Here is a 15,552-nt window from a genome sequence, read left to right as displayed (position 1 = left end):
ACAGTCGTTTCCATGCGAAGCGACTCTTCTCCCGGCACCCTGCCGGCGCGGGAGCACCTCCCGGCCGGCGACGCCGGTACGCCTGTCCTGGACGTAGTGATCCCCGTCTACAACGAGGAGAAGGACCTCCAGCCGTGCGTGCTCAGACTGCACGAGCACCTCAAGCGCACCTTCCCGTACGCCTTCCGCATCACGATCGCGGACAACGCGTCCACGGACACCACCCCGCTGGTGGCGGCGCGGCTGGAGGCGGAGATCCCCGAGGTCCTCAACTTCCGCCTGGAGCAGAAGGGACGGGGCCGGGCCCTGCGGACCGTGTGGTCCGCCTCCGACGCGCCGATCCTCGCCTACATGGACGTGGACCTGTCCACCGACCTCAACGCCCTGCTCCCGCTGGTGGCCCCGCTGATCTCGGGCCACTCCGACCTGGCGATCGGATCGCGGCTCGCCCGCTCCTCCAGGGTGGTGCGCGGCCCCAAGCGGGAGTTCATCAGCCGCACGTACAACCTCATCCTGCGCGGCTCGCTGCAGGCCCGCTTCTCGGACGCGCAGTGCGGGTTCAAGGCGATCCGGCGTGATGTCGCCCAGGCGCTGCTGCCGCTGGTGGAGGACACCGGCTGGTTCTTCGACACCGAGATGCTGGTGCTCGCCGAGCGCGCGGGCCTGCGCATCCACGAGGTACCCGTCGACTGGGTCGACGACCCCGACTCCACCGTGCACATAGTCAAGACGGCGACCGACGACCTCAAGGGCGTGTGGCGGGTGGGCAAGGCCCTGGCCACGGGCGCCCTGCCGCTGGACCGGCTCGCCCGGCCCTTCGGCGACGACCCGCGCGACCGTGACGTCCAGGACGTGCCGAAGGGGCTGGCCCGCCAGCTCGTCGGGTTCTGCGTCATCGGCGGCCTGTCGACCCTCTTCTACCTGCTGCTCTACAGCGGCTTCCGGACCTTCTGCGGCGCGCAGGTCGCCAACGCGCTCGCGCTGCTGGTCTCCGCGGTCGCCAACACGGCGGCCAACCGGCGCCTGACCTTCGGGGTGCGCGGCCGGGGCGGCGCCGTCCGCCACCAGGCGCAGGGGCTCGTCGTCTTCGGCATCGGCCTGGCTCTGACCAGCGGTTCGCTCGCCGCCCTGAACGCGGCGAGCAGTGACCCGGCGCACTCCACCGAGCTGGCGGTGCTGATCGCCGCCAACCTCGCCGCGACCGTGCTGCGCTTCCTGCTCTTCCGCGCCTGGGTGTTCTCCGACCGGCGCGACGACCTGGCGTCCACCGTGGTGGCCTCGCACAGCCCGGAGCAGGTGCCCTCCTCGCCGACGTACGTGACGGCCCCGAACCCGCAGTACCGGCAGCAGCCGTACCAGCCGCTGCCGCAGCGTCCGGTGGCGCCGCCGGACTCGTACCGGACCACCCGTTTCCGCGCCGGTGAAGTCGCGGACCGCAGCTGGGAGGACGCCACCCTGCATCTGCAGCCGGTGCGTCAGACCGACACCGATCCGAGGGACCGACGATGACGATCCACGACCACCGGCCGACCCACCGGGAGGGCGACCCCGGTCCCTCCTCCTGGGGGCCGGAACCGACGACGGCCGTACAGGAGACACCGTCGGCCGCAAGGGAGCCCGTTGCTCCGCCGGCCGTCCCGGCCCCCGGGGCCGGCGAGCCGAAGCAGCCCTTCGTCCGCCGACTGTGGCGGGGCCGCCCCGAGGACCCCCGCTGGGCCCGTCCGGCCCTCTGGGGCCTGCTCCTGGCCACCGGCCTGCTCTACCTCTACAACCTCAGCGCCTCCGGCTGGGCCAACTCCTTCTACTCGGCGGCCGTCCAGGCCGGCAGCAGGTCCTGGAAGGCATTCTTCTTCGGGTCGCTGGACGCGAGCAACGCCATCACCGTCGACAAGCCCCCGGCCTCCCTGTGGCCGATGGAACTGTCGGTGCGGATCTTCGGTCTGAACTCCTGGGCGATCCTGGTCCCCGAGATCCTGATGGGCGTCGGCGCGGTCGCCGTCGTGTACGCGGCCGTACGCCGCCGGTTCAGCCCCGGGGCCGGTCTGGTCGCGGGCGCGGTCCTCGCGCTCACTCCCGTCGCGGCGCTGATGTTCCGCTTCAACAACCCCGACGCCATGCTGGCCTTGCTGATGGCGCTCGCCTGCTACTTCGTGGTCCGCGGCGTCGAGGACGGCCGGACCAAGTGGCTGCTGTGGGCGGGTGTGGCGATCGGCTTCGCGTTCCTCGCCAAGACGCTGCAGGCCTTCCTGATCCTGCCGCCGCTGGCGATCGTGTACGCGGTCTGCGCGCCGGTGTCGCTGAAGAAGCGCCTCGGTCAACTGGCCTCCGCCACGGCCGCATTGGTGGTCTCCGGTGGCTGGTGGGTGGCGATCGTCGAGCTGTGGCCGGCGTCCTCCCGCCCGTACATCGGCGGCTCGCAGAACAACAGCTTCCTGGAGCTGACCTTCGGCTACAACGGCCTCGGCCGCCTCAGCGGCGACGAGACCGGCAGCGTCGGCGGTGGCGGAGGCGGCGGCACCGGCATGTGGGGCGCCACCGGCTGGAACCGCATGTTCAGCTCCGAGGTCGGCGGCCAGATCTCCTGGCTGCTCCCGGCCGCGCTGATCCTGCTGGCCGGCGGCCTGGTGGCGACCCGGAGGCTGAGCCGGACGTCGGTGACCCGTGCCTCGTTCCTGGTCTGGGGCGGTTCGCTGCTGATGACCGCGATCGTCTTCAGCTACATGGCGGGCATCTTCCACCAGTACTACACCGTGGCTCTCGCCCCCTACATGGCAGCCGTGATCGGTATGGGCGCCGGGATCCTGTGGGAGAAGCGGACCGAGATGTGGGCCTCGCTCACCCTCGCCGGCGCGGTCGTGGCGAGCGCGGTCTGGTCCTACGTCCTGCTCGACCGCACCTCCACCTATCTCCCCTGGCTGAAGTACCTGATCCTCGTCGGCGGTCTGACCGCCGCGCTCGGCCTGATCTTCGCGGGTCGTGTGAGCCGCCGACTCGCCCTCGGGGCGGCGGCGGTGGGCCTGCTGGCCTCGCTGGCCGGCCCGACGGCGTACACCCTGAGCACCCTGCAGAGCGGCCACACCGGTTCCATCGTGACGGCCGGCCCGGCCGGCGCGAGCATGATGGGCGGCGGCCCCGGCGGCCCCGGCGGCGGTGGCGGCATGCGCGGCGGCTTCGGGGGCGGCGGCATGCCGGGCCGGCAAGGTCAGCAGGGCCAGCAAGGTCAGCAAGGTCAGCAGGGCCAGCAAGGTCAGCAAGGTCAGCAGAACGGGAACGGTTTCCCCGGTGGTGGAATGCCGGGCCAGAACCAGCAGAACGGCAACGGCGGCACCCAGAACCAGCAGAACGGGAACGGCTTCCCCGGTGTCGGCCGGACGGGCGACGGCGGCGGCATGGGCGCCGGTGGCGTCGGCGGCCTGCTGAACGGCGCGAGCGTCTCCTCGCAGGCCAAGAAGCTGCTGGAGACGGACTCGTCCCAGTACACCTGGGTCGCGGCGGCCATCGGAGCCCAGAACGCGGCGAGCTACCAGCTCTCCACCGGCGAGCCGGTGATGGCGATCGGCGGCTTCAACGGCACCGACCCGTCCCCGACGCTGGCCCAGTTCAAGAAGTACGTGGAGGAAGGGAAGATCCACTACTTCATCTCGTCCGGAACCGGCGGCGGCATGGGCGGCAGCAGCAGCGGCACTTCGTCGCAGATCACCTCCTGGGTCGAGAAGACCTTCACGAAGGTGACGGCGGGTTCGGCCACGTTCTACGACCTGACGCAGAAGGCGAGTGACTGACCCGGGCGCCTGACCACAACACTGCTGTACACCGTATAGTGACCGCTATACGGTGTACAGCATGTCCGTTTCCCAGGGTGCCCAGGGCCACCCCCAGCGCTGGCTGATCCTCGGCGTCGTCTGTCTCGCGCAGCTGACCGTGCTGCTCGACAACACCGTCCTGAACGTCGCCATCCCCTCCCTCACCCGGGAACTGGGCGCCGAGACCTCCGACATCCAGTGGATGATCAACGCGTACTCGCTGGTCCAGTCGGGCCTGCTGCTCACGGCCGGCAGCGCGGCCGACCGCTACGGCCGTAAGAAGATGCTGATCACCGGCCTGGTCCTGTTCGGCATCGGTTCGCTGGCCGCCGGCCTCGCGGACGGCACCGGGCAGCTGATCGCGGCGCGGGCGGGCATGGGTGTGGGCGGCGCGCTGCTGCTGACCACGACCCTCGCCGTCGCCATGCAGATCTTCACGTCAGAGGAGCAGCCCCGGGCGATCGGCATCTGGGCGGCGGTCAACGCGCTGGGCTTCGCGGCGGGACCGCTGCTCGGCGGGTTCATGCTCGACCACTTCTGGTGGGGAGCGATCTTCCTGGTCAACCTGCCGGTGGTGGCGCTGGGCCTGGTGGCCGTCGTGGTCCTGGTACCGGAGTCCAGGAACCCGCGCGGCGACCGCCCCGACCTGCTCGGCGCGGTGCTCTCCACGATCGGCATGGCCTCCCTCGTCTTCGCGATCATCTCCGGTCCCGAGCACGGGTGGACGTCCGTCCGGGTGCTGTCGTCGGCGGCCGTCGCGGTTCTGGCCCTGGGCGCCTTCGCGTACGGGGAGAGCCGGATCCCGTACCCGATGCTCGACCCGCACTTCTTCCGCGACCGCCGGTTCACCGGGGCGGTCACCGGTGCCGTGCTGATCACCTTCGGCATGGGCGGGGCGCTGTTCCTGCTCACCCAGCACCTGCAACTCGTCCTCGGATACGGCCCTCTCGAAGCGGGACTGCGTACGGCGCCGCTCGCGCTCACCGTCGTCGCGCTCAACTTCTCGGGGCTGTCGGCGAAGTGGTCGGCCAGGCTCGGTACGCCGGTGTCCATCGCGGCGGGGATGGTGCTCATGGCGGGCGGCCTGGTCGCCATCGCCGTGCTGGACGCCGGGGGTTACGCCGGGACGCTGGTGGGGCTGCTGCTGATCGGCGCGGGCTGCGCGATCGCCAACCCGGCGATGGCACACGCGATCATGAGCTCCATTCCGCCGGAGAAGGCGGGGGTGGGGGCCGGGATCAACGGAACGCTGGCGGAGTTCGGCAACGGGCTGGGGGTGGCGGTGCTCGGGGCCGTGCTCAGTTCCTCCGGAGGGCTGGTGGAAGGGCTGCGGGCCGGGCAGTTGGTGGGGGCCGTGGCCGTGCTGCTCGGCGGGTTCGTGGCGGCGGCGTTGCTGCGGCGGGCTCAGCGGGCAGACTCGGAGATGGTTGTCGCCCACTAGCTCGGATGGAGAGGCCGCAGGGCGGACGCGGGTGGTCTGTGGTGGAACGCGCCCACGCGGCGGAGCCGCACATCGACGCGGTCCCGCGCCCCTTGAGGTCGGCGGCCGCCTGGCATCCTGATCACTGAATGGACGATCTAGGAAGGTGCGCCATGGTGAAGGCGGCTGAGCGTGCGGCGCGGACCAGCGTCTGGCTGGAGGGCAAGGTGCGCCGGGGCGGTCGCGGCGGTCAGCCGTCCGGCCTCGACCGCGACCGGATCACCGAGGTCACCGTCCGTCTCCTGGACGCCGAGGGGCTGGCGAAGTTCTCGATGCGCCGGCTGGCCGGGGAGCTGAACGTCACCGCGATGTCCGTCTACTGGTACGTGGACACCAAGGACGACCTCCTCGAACTCGCTCTCGACGCGGCCTTCGGCGAGCTGATCCTGCCCGACCCGGAGGCCGAGGAGGACTGGCGGGACCAACTGCGCACGCTGGCACGGGAGTACCGCGCCCTCCTGGTCCGCCACCCCTGGCTCTCCCCGCTGGCCGGAACGTTCCTCAACATCGGCCCGAACTCCCTCGCGTTCTCCCGGGTCGTCCAGCAGGTGATCCGCAAGACGGGCCTGCCCGTGCCCGGCCTGACGGGCGCCATCTCCGCCGTCTTCCAGTTCGTGTACGGCTTCGGCACCATCGAGGGCCACTTCATCGCCCGCTGCGCCACCGCCGGCATGACCCAGGACGAGTACTTCCGGCACGCGATGAGCGCGGTGACGCGGTCCCCGGAGGCCGCCGAGATCGTCAAGGAGAACGAGGAGATCATGGCGGCCCGCGGCGGTGACACGGTGGAGGAGATGAGGGACCGCGACTTCACCTTCGCCCTGGACCTGCTGGTGGCGGGAATCGAGGCGATGGTGGAACGCGCCGGTTCCTAGAGGGATATGCCGCCCTAGGCGTCCGGCGAGGCCAGGCGGGCCGGGAAGCCGCCGGTCGCGACCGGGCCCCACCGCTCCGGCGTGACCCGGATGATCGACTTGCCCTGCTTGACCATCGCCCGCCGGTACTCGTCCCAGTCCGGGTGCTCACCGGCGATGTTGCGGTAGTACTCCACCAGGGGCTCCACGGACTCCGGGGTGTCGATGACCTCGGCCGTGCCGTCGACCTGGACCCACGGCCCGTCCCAGTCGTCGCTCAGGACGACGAGGCTGACCCGCTCGTCCCGCTTGGCGTTGCGGGTCTTGGCCCGCTCGGGGTACGTCGAGACGACGATCCGCCCCGAGTCGTCCACACCGCAGGTCAGCGGCGAGGCCTGGGGGCTGCCGTCGGCCCGCCGCGTCAGCAGGATCGCCCGATGGCGGGGCCGTACGAAGTCCAGCAACTCGTCGAGGGAGACGGACGTGTTCGTAGCGATGTTCGGTGCCATGGCCTCAGCCTAGGCGTCCGGCCCCCGCTCAGCCTGTCCCCGCCGGGCCTACCCTTGCGGCAAGGACTCCCCCTGCACCGCCTGGACGTCCAGTTCCACCTTCAGCGTCGTGCCGATCGCCGCGATGCCCGCCTGCACCACCTGGTTGTAGTTCATGGCGAAGTCCTCGCGCCGCAGCTCGGTCGTGGCGCGGAAGGCGGCCCGCGTGCCGCCCCACGGGTCGGCGCCCGTGCCCAGGTAGGCCAGATCCAGGTCGACCGGCCGGACGACGCCGTGCAGCGTCAGCTCCCCGTGCACCGTCCAGCGGTCCGAACCGGCGGCCGTCAGACCCGTCGACCGGTAGGTGATCTCCGGGAACCGTTCCACGTCCAGGAAGTCCGGCGAGCGCAGGTGGTCGTCGCGCATGCCGTTGCCGGTGTCGATGGACGCGGCCCGGATCACCGCCTCCACGCTCGACTTCTCCACCTCGTCCGGCGCGATCTCGATGCGCGCCGAGAAGTCGGTGAAGCGTCCGCGCACGCTGGAGATGCCCAGGTGCTGGGCCACGGCGGCCACGGACGAGTGCGCCGGGTCGACGGTCCACGGTCCGGGCGGCGGCAGCTCGGTGCCGCCCTGCCGTGCCAGCGTCACCGAGCCCAGCTCGGCCCGGCCGCTCGCGGTGACGATCGCCGTGGAGGCCGTGGGCGCGTACCCGACGGCGGTGACGATCACGACGTACGGCCCGGGCGTCAGCGCCGTCGTGTCCCGCACGGCCCCTTCGGCGTCCGCCTCGGCGCGCAGCACCTGCGTGCCGGTCATGTCGGTCACCGTGACGACCGCGTGCGACACGGCCCATCCGTCCCGCGTCCGGATCCTCGCGCTCAGTCCCATCCCGTTTTCTCCCTGCGGTGCAAAGTGGTCTCAAAGAAACCGGCCCGCGGCTTCCGGCCGCGCGGCTCCCACAGGAGCACGCGCACCGTCCGCCACGGGCCGGAGTGATACCGAACTACTCGGCCGGGTGGGCCAGTTCGATGTCGTGGTCGTCGACGCCGCGGCCGTTCACGGTGAGCGCGGTGGCGACCGGCGGGTAGCCCGTCGCGATGACCGTGTACTCGCCGCTGTTCAGGTCGGTGAAGGCGTACGCCCCGTCCGGCCCGGTGGTGGCGGTGCCGACCACGTTGCCGGCCGCGTCCACGAGGGTGACCCGTGCGTCGGCCAGCGGTCCGTGCGGCGCCCGGACGACGCCCTGGAGCTGGGCCCCGGAGTCCAGGTCGATCTCGATCCGGGTGACCCCGGTGCCGCCGACCTCGACGGGCAGGGCGCGCGGCCGGAACCCGGCGGCGTTCACCGCGACGGTCGCGGCACCCGGCACCAGCTCCGCGAAGGAGAACTCGCCCTGCTCACCGGTGTTGCCGGTGGCCAGCAGTTCCCCGCGCACGTCGGTCACGATGACCATGGCGTCCTTGACGGGCAGCGCGTTCTCGGCGGCCCGCACCACACCGCTCAGCCCGCTGGTGCCGCTGAGCAGGACGTCGTACGCGACCGGCTCGCCGTTCACCACGACGGTGGACGCCTGCGGCTGGAAACCGTCGGCGGCGGCGATCAGCACGTAGGAGCCGACGCTCGGCGCGTCCACGGCGTAGGAGCCGTCGGCCTGCGTCACCGACCGGCCCAGCTGGCGTCCGGCCAGCGAGATCAGGGTGACGGCGGCCTGCGGGACGGGAGCGCTCTCGTTGCCGCGGACGAAGCCGCGCACCGGGATGCCGCCGGAGCCGGCCGCCTCCTCGGGGCGGGCGATGGTCGCCACGGCGGCCAGCCGCTGCGTGCCGTCACCGGCGGTCTCCGGCTCGGAGGCCACGGCCCAGCTCGGGACGTGCTCGGCGGCCGGAGCCTCGGCGGCGGGGGCTTCGGCGGCGACGGCCTCCGCGTCGGCCGGGGCGTCCGCCCCGCTCGCGGCCTGGGCCAGGGCGCCCTTGGTCCGCAGCGGGACCTCCTTGATGAACAGGGTGATGAAGAACGCGACGGCCGCGAGGGCGCCGGCGATCATGAAGACATCGGCGATGCCGTGGCCGTAGGCGCTCTCCATGAGCGTGCGGATCGGCACCGGCAGCTTGTTCATGTCCGGGATGGTGTCCGTGGACGAGCTGGAACCGGCCAGCGCGGCCCGGTACTGCGGGTCGAGGGCGGCGATGCCGTCCTTGACGTAGTGCGTGATCCGGTGGGCCATCACCGCACCGAGCGCGGAGACGCCGACCGCACCGCCGAGGGACCGGAAGAAGGTGACCGTGGAGCTCGCCGAGCCGAGGTCGCTCGGGTCGACCTGGTTCTGCGTGCACAGCACCAGGTTCTGCATCATCATGCCGATGCCGAGACCCAGCAGGGCCATGAAGATCGACATCTTCCAGTAGGCCGTGTCGTACCGGATGGTGCCGAGCAGGCCCAGTCCGGCCGTCACCAGGACGCCACCGCTGACCAGCCAGGCCTTCCAGCGGCCGGTGCGGGTGATGAACTGCCCGGAGACGGTCGAGGAGACGAACAGACCGCCGATCATCGGGATGGTCAGCACGCCGGACATCGTCGGGGACTTGTCGCGGGCCAGCTGGAAGTACTGGCTGAAGAACACCGTGCCCGCGAACATCGCGATGCCGACGAACATCGACGCCAGCGACGCCAGGGTGATGGTGCGGTTGCGGAACAGGCGCAGCGGGATGATCGGCTCGCTCGCCCTGGACTCGATCAGCACGAAGAGCGCGCCGAGCAGGATCGAACCGCCGACCATGCTGTACGTCTGCCACGACAGCCAGTCGTACTTGTCACCGGCGAAGGTGACCCAGACCAGCAGCAGCGAGACGGCGGCGGCGATGGCGGTGGCGCCGCCCCAGTCGACCTTGACCTCCCGCTTGACCACGGGCAGGTGCAGGGTCTTCTGCAGGACGATCAACGCGATGACGGCGAAGGGGACGCCGACGTAGAAGCACCAGCGCCAGCCCAGCCAGGAGGTGTCGGTGATGACGCCGCCGAGCAGCGGGCCGCCGACGGTGGCGACCGCGAAGGTGGCACCGAGGTAGCCGGAGTAACGGCCGCGCTCACGCGGCGAGATCATCGCGGCCATGACGATCTGGGCGAGGGCCGACAGACCGCCGACACCGACACCCTGGACGACACGGCAGGCGATCAGCATGCCGGAGTTCTGCGACAGGCCGGCCGCCATGGAGCCCAGGACGTAGATGACCAGGGCTATCTGGACGAGGGCCTTCTTGCTGTAGAGGTCGGCGAGCTTGCCCCACAGGGGAGTGGCCGCGGTCATCGACAGCAGGGCGGCGGTGACGACCCAGGTGTAGGCGGACTGGCCGCCGCCGAGGTCGCTGATGATGTGCGGCAGGGCGTTGGAGACGATCGTCGACGACAGGATCGCCACGAACATGCCGAGCAGCAGACCGGAGAGCGCCTCCATGATCTGCCGATGCGTCATCGGGCCGTGCTCGGCGGAGCCTCCCCCGTGCTTGGCATGAGCCCGCACACCGGCTGGTGTGGTCGTTGCCATGGGCTTCCTTTTCTTACGTGTTCGCGGGTGTACGGGTGGTCGCTTCGAGTTCGGTCGCGGGGGGCGGCAGCCGGGGCGGTACGCCGACGCGGCTGCCGTCGAAGCTGGCGCGCAGCCGGGCCATGAGCCGCGTGAGCTGGGCGACCTCCTCGTCGCTCCAGTCGCTCAGGCAGTCGGCCAGCAGCTGCGTGGTCCGCTCGGAGAGCAGCTCCAGCTGGGCCAGGCCCTTGGGCGTCAGGTGCACGATCCGGGACCGTTTGTCCGTCGGGTCGGGGGAGCGGTCGATCCAGCCGCGCTCGGCGAGGTGGGCGACATGGCGGCTGGTGACCGACATGTCCACGGCGAGCAGCTCGGCGAGCCTGCTCATGCGCATGTCGCCGAAGCGGCCCAGCAGGGTCAGCACGCCGGCGCTGCCGCTCGGGCAGTCGGACGGCATGATCCGCCCGAGCTCCCGCTTCACGGCGCCGAAGGCACTGAACTGACGCATCAGTTCCTCGTACTGCGCCCTCTCGGCCATGGCACCTCCCGCATTCGTTGCTTAGGGCAACCATAAGAGTTGTTGGTTGCTGCAGGCAAACATATCGGGGGTGGGCGGCATAAAAACTTGGCAAAGGCAAGTATTGTGAACGTAAATGCGCAGGTGGAGGCCGCCCTTCCGGGGCCCGGCCCCCCACTTGGGCCACAACCGCGGATTCGCTAGGGTCTCGGGCTATGGCAAACCCCCAGAACCCCCAGGGCAACTACGACCCCGCCGGCAGCACCCAGATGTTCCGCGCGTTCGTGGACGAGGGGCCGCAGGGCCGACAGCAGCAGGCCGCCGCCCCGGCGGGCCCCCGCATCGGCCTCATCGTCGGCATCGTCGTCGCCGTGGCGGTCGTGGCCGCCGTGGCCTGGCTCGCCCTGATGTAAGCGGTACGACAGCTCACTTCCACCGGACGGTGACGTCCCGCGTCTCGATGTGCATGCCCAGCGGCACGCGCCAGGCGTCGACGCACACCGTCCAGGTCTTCGCCTCGCGCACCCCGGCTCCGATCGGCGCCGGGAGCGCCGCGTCCGACGTGACGGTGCCCCAGTCGACGCCGAGCGCGCCGATGACGTGCGTCCCGAAGGTCACCGTGCCCGAACGCACCGCGGTGCCGCCGGAGTTGGTGAAGGTCAGGGTCACGTCCTCGCACCGGCGCTCACCGGTGGCCTCGCGGACCGGGTCCGACCAGGTCAGCGCGGCGGGGCGGGCCGGGCCGGAAGGGCTGGCGTGGTTGGAAGGCGCCGCGGGAGAGGACGGAGCGGCCGTCGTCGGGTCCGACCCGGGTTGGTCGCGCGCCGGACCTCCGCTCGCGCCGGGCGCCGGGGCCGTGTCGCTGGGCGAAGTCACGTGCGCGGCAGGGGCGTTGTGGCCGGCGCCCGACGGTGACCCGCTCGCCTCGCGCGGACCGTCCAGCGGCACCAGCGTCACACTGCCCGTCGGCGTCATCGCCGTAGCGGAGGACGCGCCGCCCACCGCTCCGGTCGCGACGTAACCGCCGCCTTTGCCGCCGCCCCCGCACGCGGCCAGCACCGCGCCGAGACAGACGGCGGCCGCCGACGCGCCGATCAGGGCGCCTCGACGGCCGGGTGTCCACGTCGGCCCAGGAGTCCCACGAAGCATCGCGCCATGGTGGCTGACACTCCGTCAAAGAGGAACCCCCGCGAAGGGATCAGTCCGAGATGAGGCCCTCGCGCAGCTGGGCCAGCGTCCGGGTCAGCAGCCGGGAGACGTGCATCTGGGAGATGCCGACCTCCTCGCCGATCTGCGACTGCGTCATGTTCGCGAAGAAGCGGAGCATGATGATCTGCCGCTCACGGGGCGGGAGTTTGGCCAGCAGCGGCTTGAGGGACTCGCGGTACTCGACGCCCTCCAGGGCGCTGTCCTCGTAACCGAGCCGGTCGGCCAGCGAACCCTCGCCGCCGTCGTCCTCCGGCGCCGGCGAGTCCAGCGACGACGCGGTGTAGGCGTTGCCCACCGCCAGGCCGTCGACCACGTCCTCCTCGGACACGCCCAGCACGGCGGCGAGTTCGGGCACGGTCGGGGAGCGGTCCAGCTTCTGCGACAGCTCGTCGCTGGCCTTGGTGAGGGCCAGCCGCAGCTCCTGCAGGCGGCGCGGGACGCGCACCGACCACGAGGTGTCGCGGAAGAACCGCTTGATCTCGCCGACCACCGTCGGCATCGCGAACGTCGGGAACTCCACGCCCCGTTCGCAGTCGAAGCGGTCGATCGCCTTGATCAGGCCGATGGTGCCGACCTGGACGATGTCCTCCATCGGCTCGTTGCGGGAGCGGAAGCGGGCCGCCGCGTACCGCACGAGCGGAAGGTTGAGCTCGATGAGTGTGTCCCGGACGTAGGCGCGCTCGGGGCTGTTCTCGTCCAGGGCGGCGAGCCGCAGGAACAGGGAGCGGGACAGGGTGCGGGTGTCGATGGACTCGGACGAGGCCGGGAGAGCCGGAGCCGGCAGGGCCTCCAGAACCGGGACGTCGTCGAGCACGGCGTCGGGCGCGGACTCGCTCTTCGTGAGCGTGAGCACCTTCGAGCTGCCCTGTTCTGCGGACATGCCACCCCCTCTGGGTCGCGGGACGGTCGCGGCCGACCCCCGCCTCGTGGCGAGGAGTTCAGCCTTCACCTGAATACCGGAGCCGAAGCCACGGCAAACGCTCTGCCGGAAGAATGTCACATGTCGGCAACACGCTGTAGTGACATGTCGACACCGCAGAGGCGAATCGGCCCTGGAAAGAGGCGGTCTGAGCGTTTTTCTGCGCAGAACTGTCGGGAAGGGCGCCGATGAGCAATTCGCTCGTGCCGGTTACCGCTCGATCCTGCTTGCGAACTGCGATGATCCGCTGTGTTCTCGGGTGTGCTCCCGTGCGCCTCTTATGCCTCGATCCGATTCGCGGAACGCAGCCGCTGGAAACTACGCGCGAGTAGCCGCGAGACGTGCATCTGAGAGACGCCGAGTTCCGCGCTGATCTGCGACTGGGTGAGATTGCTGTAGTAGCGCAGCAGAAGGATGCGCTGTTCGCGTTCCGGGAGCTGGACGAGGAGATGGCGGACCAGATCGCGGTGCTCCACGCCGTCCAGCGCCGGGTCCTCGTAGCCGAGACGGTCCAGCAGTCCGGGCAGCCCGTCGCCCTCCTGGGCGGCCTCCAGCGAGGTCGCGTGGTACGAGCGGCCGGCCTCGATGCAGGACAGCACCTCGTCCTCGGAGATCCGCAGCCGCTCGGCGATCTCCGAGGTGGTCGGGGTGCGCCCGAAGGAGGTCGTCAGGTCCTCGGTGGCGCTGTTGACCTGCACCCACAGCTCGTGCAGCCGGCGCGGTACGTGGACGGTCCGTACGTTGTCCCGGAAGTACCGCTTGATCTCGCCGATGACCGTCGGCATCGCGAAGGTCGGGAACTGCACGCCGCGGTCCGGGTCGAAGCGGTCGATGGCGTTGATGAGCCCGATGGTGCCGACCTGGACCACGTCCTCCATCGGCTCGTTGCGGGAGCGGAAGCGGGCGGCCGCGTAGCGCACCAGCGGGAGGTTGGCCTCGATCAGGGCCCCGCGCACCCGGTTGTGCTCGGGCGTGCCCGGCCTGAGCTCCTTGAGCTGGGCGAAGAGCACCTGGGTGAGGGCCCGGGTGTCGGCTCCGCGGCTGCGCTGCGGAGCGGCCGGCGCTGCTTCCGTGACTTCCGTGACCTCCTGGGGAGGCGCAGTACTGGCCGACACGGTCAACGCCACCTCTTCAAACGGTCTTCATCGGTCAACTCATCCGTCAAAAGCGGTCATAGCATCACAAGACATGTGCACTGTGTGCAAGCACCGCATAACCCCGTGTTGACGCGCGAAAGCCCTCCGCCGTTGAGGCGGAGGGCTCCGAAGGGGTGGCAGGTGACGTGGACCGGCTCGGTCGGCCTATCGGCTCAGTACGCGTAGTCGGCGATCACCCAGGTGGCGAACTCTTTCCACAGGGCCACGCCGGCCTGGTGCTCGGGATGCTCGAGGTAGCGGCGCAGTGCCTCCGGGTCGTCGAATCCGGAGTTGATGGCGAAGTCGTAGGCGATGGGCCGGTCGCTGAAGTTCCAGCCCAGCTCCCAGAAGCGGATCTCGGGGATCTTCCCCTCCAGCGCGCGGAAGGCCTCGACGCCCGCCACGACGCGCGGGTCGTCGCGCTCGACGCCCTCGTCGAGCTTGAAGAGGACGAGGTGGCGGATCATGTGCGCTCCTGAGGGGTGACGGTCGGTCACTTGGCTCCGTCGGCGAGCCAGGTGAAGAAGTCGCCGATGGCCTTGGCGGCGTCCGAGATGCCCTCGAACGCTATCTGCACGTAGTCGGCGGCCTTGGCCGGGTCCGTGATGATCACGTAGAGCGCGAAGACCACGAGTGCATAGACGGCGATCTTCTTCGCGTTCACCGCCATCGCGGCCTCCCCTGTGACTGATGTGCTGCTAGGGACCCCTGTTGCCGCCGGTGAGTGTAACTTCACACGGACTTTAAGGACCAACGGCCCGCCTGCCCGGGGCCTTTGCCGGGTCCGCGCGGCCGCGTCGAGGAGCAGGATGGAATCGAGCCCGCAGGATCTGGCAGGAATCCCGGGCTCGGGACCGAACCCCACTGCGGGGTGCGCACCGCTGTTCTCCCCCGTCGGCGACGCGCACTTGAGGGTCCGGTCCCCGCCGGGGGAGGCGGCTCATCCCTCGAAGCCGTCTCCCTCGTCCTGCATTTCGCTTGCCGACGCACAAAGGGCCCCGTCTTTCGACGGGACCCTTCTCAAGCGGTAGCGGAGGGATTTGAACCCTCGGTGACTTGCGCCACACTCGCTTTCGAGGCGAGCTCCTTCGGCCGCTCGGACACGCTACCGAGGGAGACCTTACAGCACAGTGGCCCATGCCCTGAAATCGGTATTCGGGTGCCTCTCAGCGGGCCCGGAAGAAGTCGGTGAGCAGCCGGGCGCACTCCTCGGCGAGCACGCCCTCGACGACCTCGGGACGGTGGTTGAGCCGGCGGTCGCGGACCACGTCCCAGACGGAGCCGGCCGCGCCGGCCTTCTCGTCGCGGGCGCCGTAGACGACCCGGTCCACCCGGGACTGCACGATCGCGCCCGCGCACATCGTGCACGGCTCCAGCGTGACGACGAGCGTGCAGCCGGACAGCCGCCACTCGCCGAGGCCGGCCGCGGCCCGCCGGATCGCCAGGATCTCGGCGTGCGCGGTCGGGTCACCGGTGGCCTCGCGTTCGTTGTGCCCGGCGCCGATCACCGTCGTGCCGTCCGGGGCCAGCACGACGGCGCCGACGGGGACGTCCGCGCCGGCCCGCCCGGCCTCGGCCAGGGCGAGCCGCATCGCGGCCCGCCAGCGGTCACGTACGGGGTCG

General features: G+C 70.7%; 15 protein-coding genes and 1 tRNA gene. 5 read left to right on the top strand and 11 right to left on the bottom strand.

The window, feature by feature from the left end; genetic code table 11:
* The first annotated feature begins 12 nt into the window (after positions 1–12).
* The 4 genes from LN251_RS13595 to LN251_RS13580 all read left to right on the top strand — a co-directional run bounded on the left by LN251_RS13595 (position 13) and on the right by LN251_RS13580 (position 6,158).
* The gene (locus LN251_RS13595) at positions 13–1,509 is read left to right on the top strand and encodes a glycosyltransferase (protein WP_458244663.1); all 1,497 of its coding nucleotides are present in this window, start codon (positions 13–15) and stop codon (positions 1,507–1,509) included.
* Positions 1,506–3,782 carry a glycosyltransferase family 39 protein gene (locus LN251_RS13590; protein WP_458244662.1) on the top strand — a complete coding sequence of 759 codons (2,277 nt, stop codon included), beginning with the start codon at positions 1,506–1,508 and terminating at the stop codon, positions 3,780–3,782. The genes LN251_RS13595 and LN251_RS13590 overlap by 4 nt, the downstream gene beginning before the upstream one ends.
* Positions 3,783–3,843: 61 nt before the next feature.
* Positions 3,844–5,244, top strand: a complete 1,401-nt coding sequence (locus LN251_RS13585) for an MFS transporter (protein WP_458244661.1) — start codon at positions 3,844–3,846, stop codon at positions 5,242–5,244.
* A 152-nt stretch (positions 5,245–5,396) separates the two neighbouring features.
* Complete coding sequence (locus tag LN251_RS13580; RefSeq protein WP_458244660.1) at positions 5,397–6,158, top strand: TetR/AcrR family transcriptional regulator; 762 nt, start codon at positions 5,397–5,399, stop codon at positions 6,156–6,158.
* A gap of 14 nt (positions 6,159–6,172) precedes the next feature.
* Here the strand turns inward: LN251_RS13580 and LN251_RS13575 are convergent, their stop codons facing one another.
* From LN251_RS13575 to LN251_RS13560, 4 genes are all read right to left on the bottom strand, one after another.
* Positions 6,173–6,646 (bottom strand): PPOX class F420-dependent oxidoreductase, encoded by a 474-nt coding sequence (locus tag LN251_RS13575; protein ID WP_458244659.1) that lies wholly within the window; start codon positions 6,644–6,646, stop codon positions 6,173–6,175.
* A 48-nt stretch (positions 6,647–6,694) separates the two neighbouring features.
* Positions 6,695–7,516, bottom strand: a complete 822-nt coding sequence (locus tag LN251_RS13570) for a YceI family protein (RefSeq protein WP_458244658.1) — start codon at positions 7,514–7,516, stop codon at positions 6,695–6,697.
* 115 nt (positions 7,517–7,631) lie between these two features.
* Positions 7,632–10,169: an MFS transporter gene (locus LN251_RS13565; protein WP_458244657.1), complete on the bottom strand. Its 2,538-nt coding sequence runs from the start codon at positions 10,167–10,169 to the stop codon at positions 7,632–7,634.
* Positions 10,170–10,182: 13 nt separating this feature from the next.
* On the bottom strand, positions 10,183–10,686 hold the full coding sequence (locus LN251_RS13560; protein ID WP_362983746.1) for a MarR family winged helix-turn-helix transcriptional regulator: 504 nt from the start codon (positions 10,684–10,686) through the stop codon (positions 10,183–10,185).
* Between the two features lie 194 nt (positions 10,687–10,880).
* On the opposite strand from LN251_RS13560, the gene LN251_RS13555 reads away from it, so the two are divergent.
* Positions 10,881–11,078 carry a hypothetical protein gene (locus tag LN251_RS13555; protein ID WP_142153387.1) on the top strand — a complete coding sequence of 66 codons (198 nt, stop codon included), beginning with the start codon at positions 10,881–10,883 and terminating at the stop codon, positions 11,076–11,078.
* A 13-nt stretch (positions 11,079–11,091) separates the two neighbouring features.
* Here LN251_RS13555 and LN251_RS13550 read toward each other — a convergent pair whose 3' ends face one another.
* From LN251_RS13550 to tadA, 7 genes are all read right to left on the bottom strand, one after another.
* A complete protein-coding gene (locus LN251_RS13550) occupies positions 11,092–11,814 on the bottom strand; it encodes a hypothetical protein (RefSeq protein ID WP_458244656.1) in 723 nt (240 codons plus the stop codon).
* Positions 11,815–11,863: 49 nt separating this feature from the next.
* Positions 11,864–12,754, bottom strand: coding sequence for an RNA polymerase sigma factor SigF (locus tag LN251_RS13545; RefSeq protein WP_058924409.1), 891 nt, complete (start codon positions 12,752–12,754; stop codon positions 11,864–11,866).
* A 317-nt stretch (positions 12,755–13,071) separates the two neighbouring features.
* A complete protein-coding gene (locus tag LN251_RS13540; protein WP_362983740.1) occupies positions 13,072–13,920 on the bottom strand; it encodes an RNA polymerase sigma factor SigF in 849 nt (282 codons plus the stop codon).
* A 182-nt stretch (positions 13,921–14,102) separates the two neighbouring features.
* Positions 14,103–14,396 carry a Dabb family protein gene (locus LN251_RS13535; RefSeq protein WP_058924411.1) on the bottom strand — a complete coding sequence of 98 codons (294 nt, stop codon included), beginning with the start codon at positions 14,394–14,396 and terminating at the stop codon, positions 14,103–14,105.
* A 26-nt stretch (positions 14,397–14,422) separates the two neighbouring features.
* Positions 14,423–14,599: a hypothetical protein gene (locus LN251_RS13530; protein ID WP_203237704.1), complete on the bottom strand. Its 177-nt coding sequence runs from the start codon at positions 14,597–14,599 to the stop codon at positions 14,423–14,425.
* A gap of 355 nt (positions 14,600–14,954) precedes the next feature.
* A tRNA-Ser gene (locus LN251_RS13525) sits at positions 14,955–15,039 on the bottom strand.
* 56 nt (positions 15,040–15,095) lie between these two features.
* A complete protein-coding gene (gene tadA / locus LN251_RS13520) occupies positions 15,096–15,521 on the bottom strand; it encodes a tRNA adenosine(34) deaminase TadA (protein ID WP_458244655.1) in 426 nt (141 codons plus the stop codon).
* Positions 15,522–15,552: the final 31 nt, after the last annotated feature.

The organism is Streptomyces sp. MAI_2237 (assembly GCF_054189285.1).
This window is presented reverse-complemented; position numbering and strand designations above follow the sequence as displayed.

Bases quoted from the DNA above. Each gene is read 5' to 3' on its own strand.
- tadA (WP_458244655.1), bottom strand. From the start codon at position 15,521: ATGCGGCTCGCCCTGGCCGAGGCCGGGCGGGCCGGCGCGGACGTCCCC.
- LN251_RS13560 (WP_362983746.1), bottom strand. From the start codon at position 10,686: ATGGCCGAGAGGGCGCAGTACGAGGAACTGATGCGTCAGTTCAGTGCC.
- LN251_RS13595 (WP_458244663.1), top strand. From the start codon at position 13: ATGCGAAGCGACTCTTCTCCCGGCACCCTGCCGGCGCGGGAGCACCTC.
- LN251_RS13545 (WP_058924409.1), bottom strand. From the start codon at position 12,754: ATGTCCGCAGAACAGGGCAGCTCGAAGGTGCTCACGCTCACGAAGAGC.
- LN251_RS13580 (WP_458244660.1), top strand. From the start codon at position 5,397: ATGGTGAAGGCGGCTGAGCGTGCGGCGCGGACCAGCGTCTGGCTGGAG.
- LN251_RS13535 (WP_058924411.1), bottom strand. From the start codon at position 14,396: ATGATCCGCCACCTCGTCCTCTTCAAGCTCGACGAGGGCGTCGAGCGC.
- LN251_RS13570 (WP_458244658.1), bottom strand. From the start codon at position 7,516: ATGGGACTGAGCGCGAGGATCCGGACGCGGGACGGATGGGCCGTGTCG.
- LN251_RS13575 (WP_458244659.1), bottom strand. From the start codon at position 6,646: ATGGCACCGAACATCGCTACGAACACGTCCGTCTCCCTCGACGAGTTG.
- LN251_RS13555 (WP_142153387.1), top strand. From the start codon at position 10,881: ATGGCAAACCCCCAGAACCCCCAGGGCAACTACGACCCCGCCGGCAGC.
- LN251_RS13590 (WP_458244662.1), top strand. From the start codon at position 1,506: ATGACGATCCACGACCACCGGCCGACCCACCGGGAGGGCGACCCCGGT.
- LN251_RS13565 (WP_458244657.1), bottom strand. From the start codon at position 10,169: ATGGCAACGACCACACCAGCCGGTGTGCGGGCTCATGCCAAGCACGGG.
- LN251_RS13585 (WP_458244661.1), top strand. From the start codon at position 3,844: ATGTCCGTTTCCCAGGGTGCCCAGGGCCACCCCCAGCGCTGGCTGATC.
- LN251_RS13530 (WP_203237704.1), bottom strand. From the start codon at position 14,599: ATGGCGGTGAACGCGAAGAAGATCGCCGTCTATGCACTCGTGGTCTTC.
- LN251_RS13550 (WP_458244656.1), bottom strand. From the start codon at position 11,814: ATGCTTCGTGGGACTCCTGGGCCGACGTGGACACCCGGCCGTCGAGGC.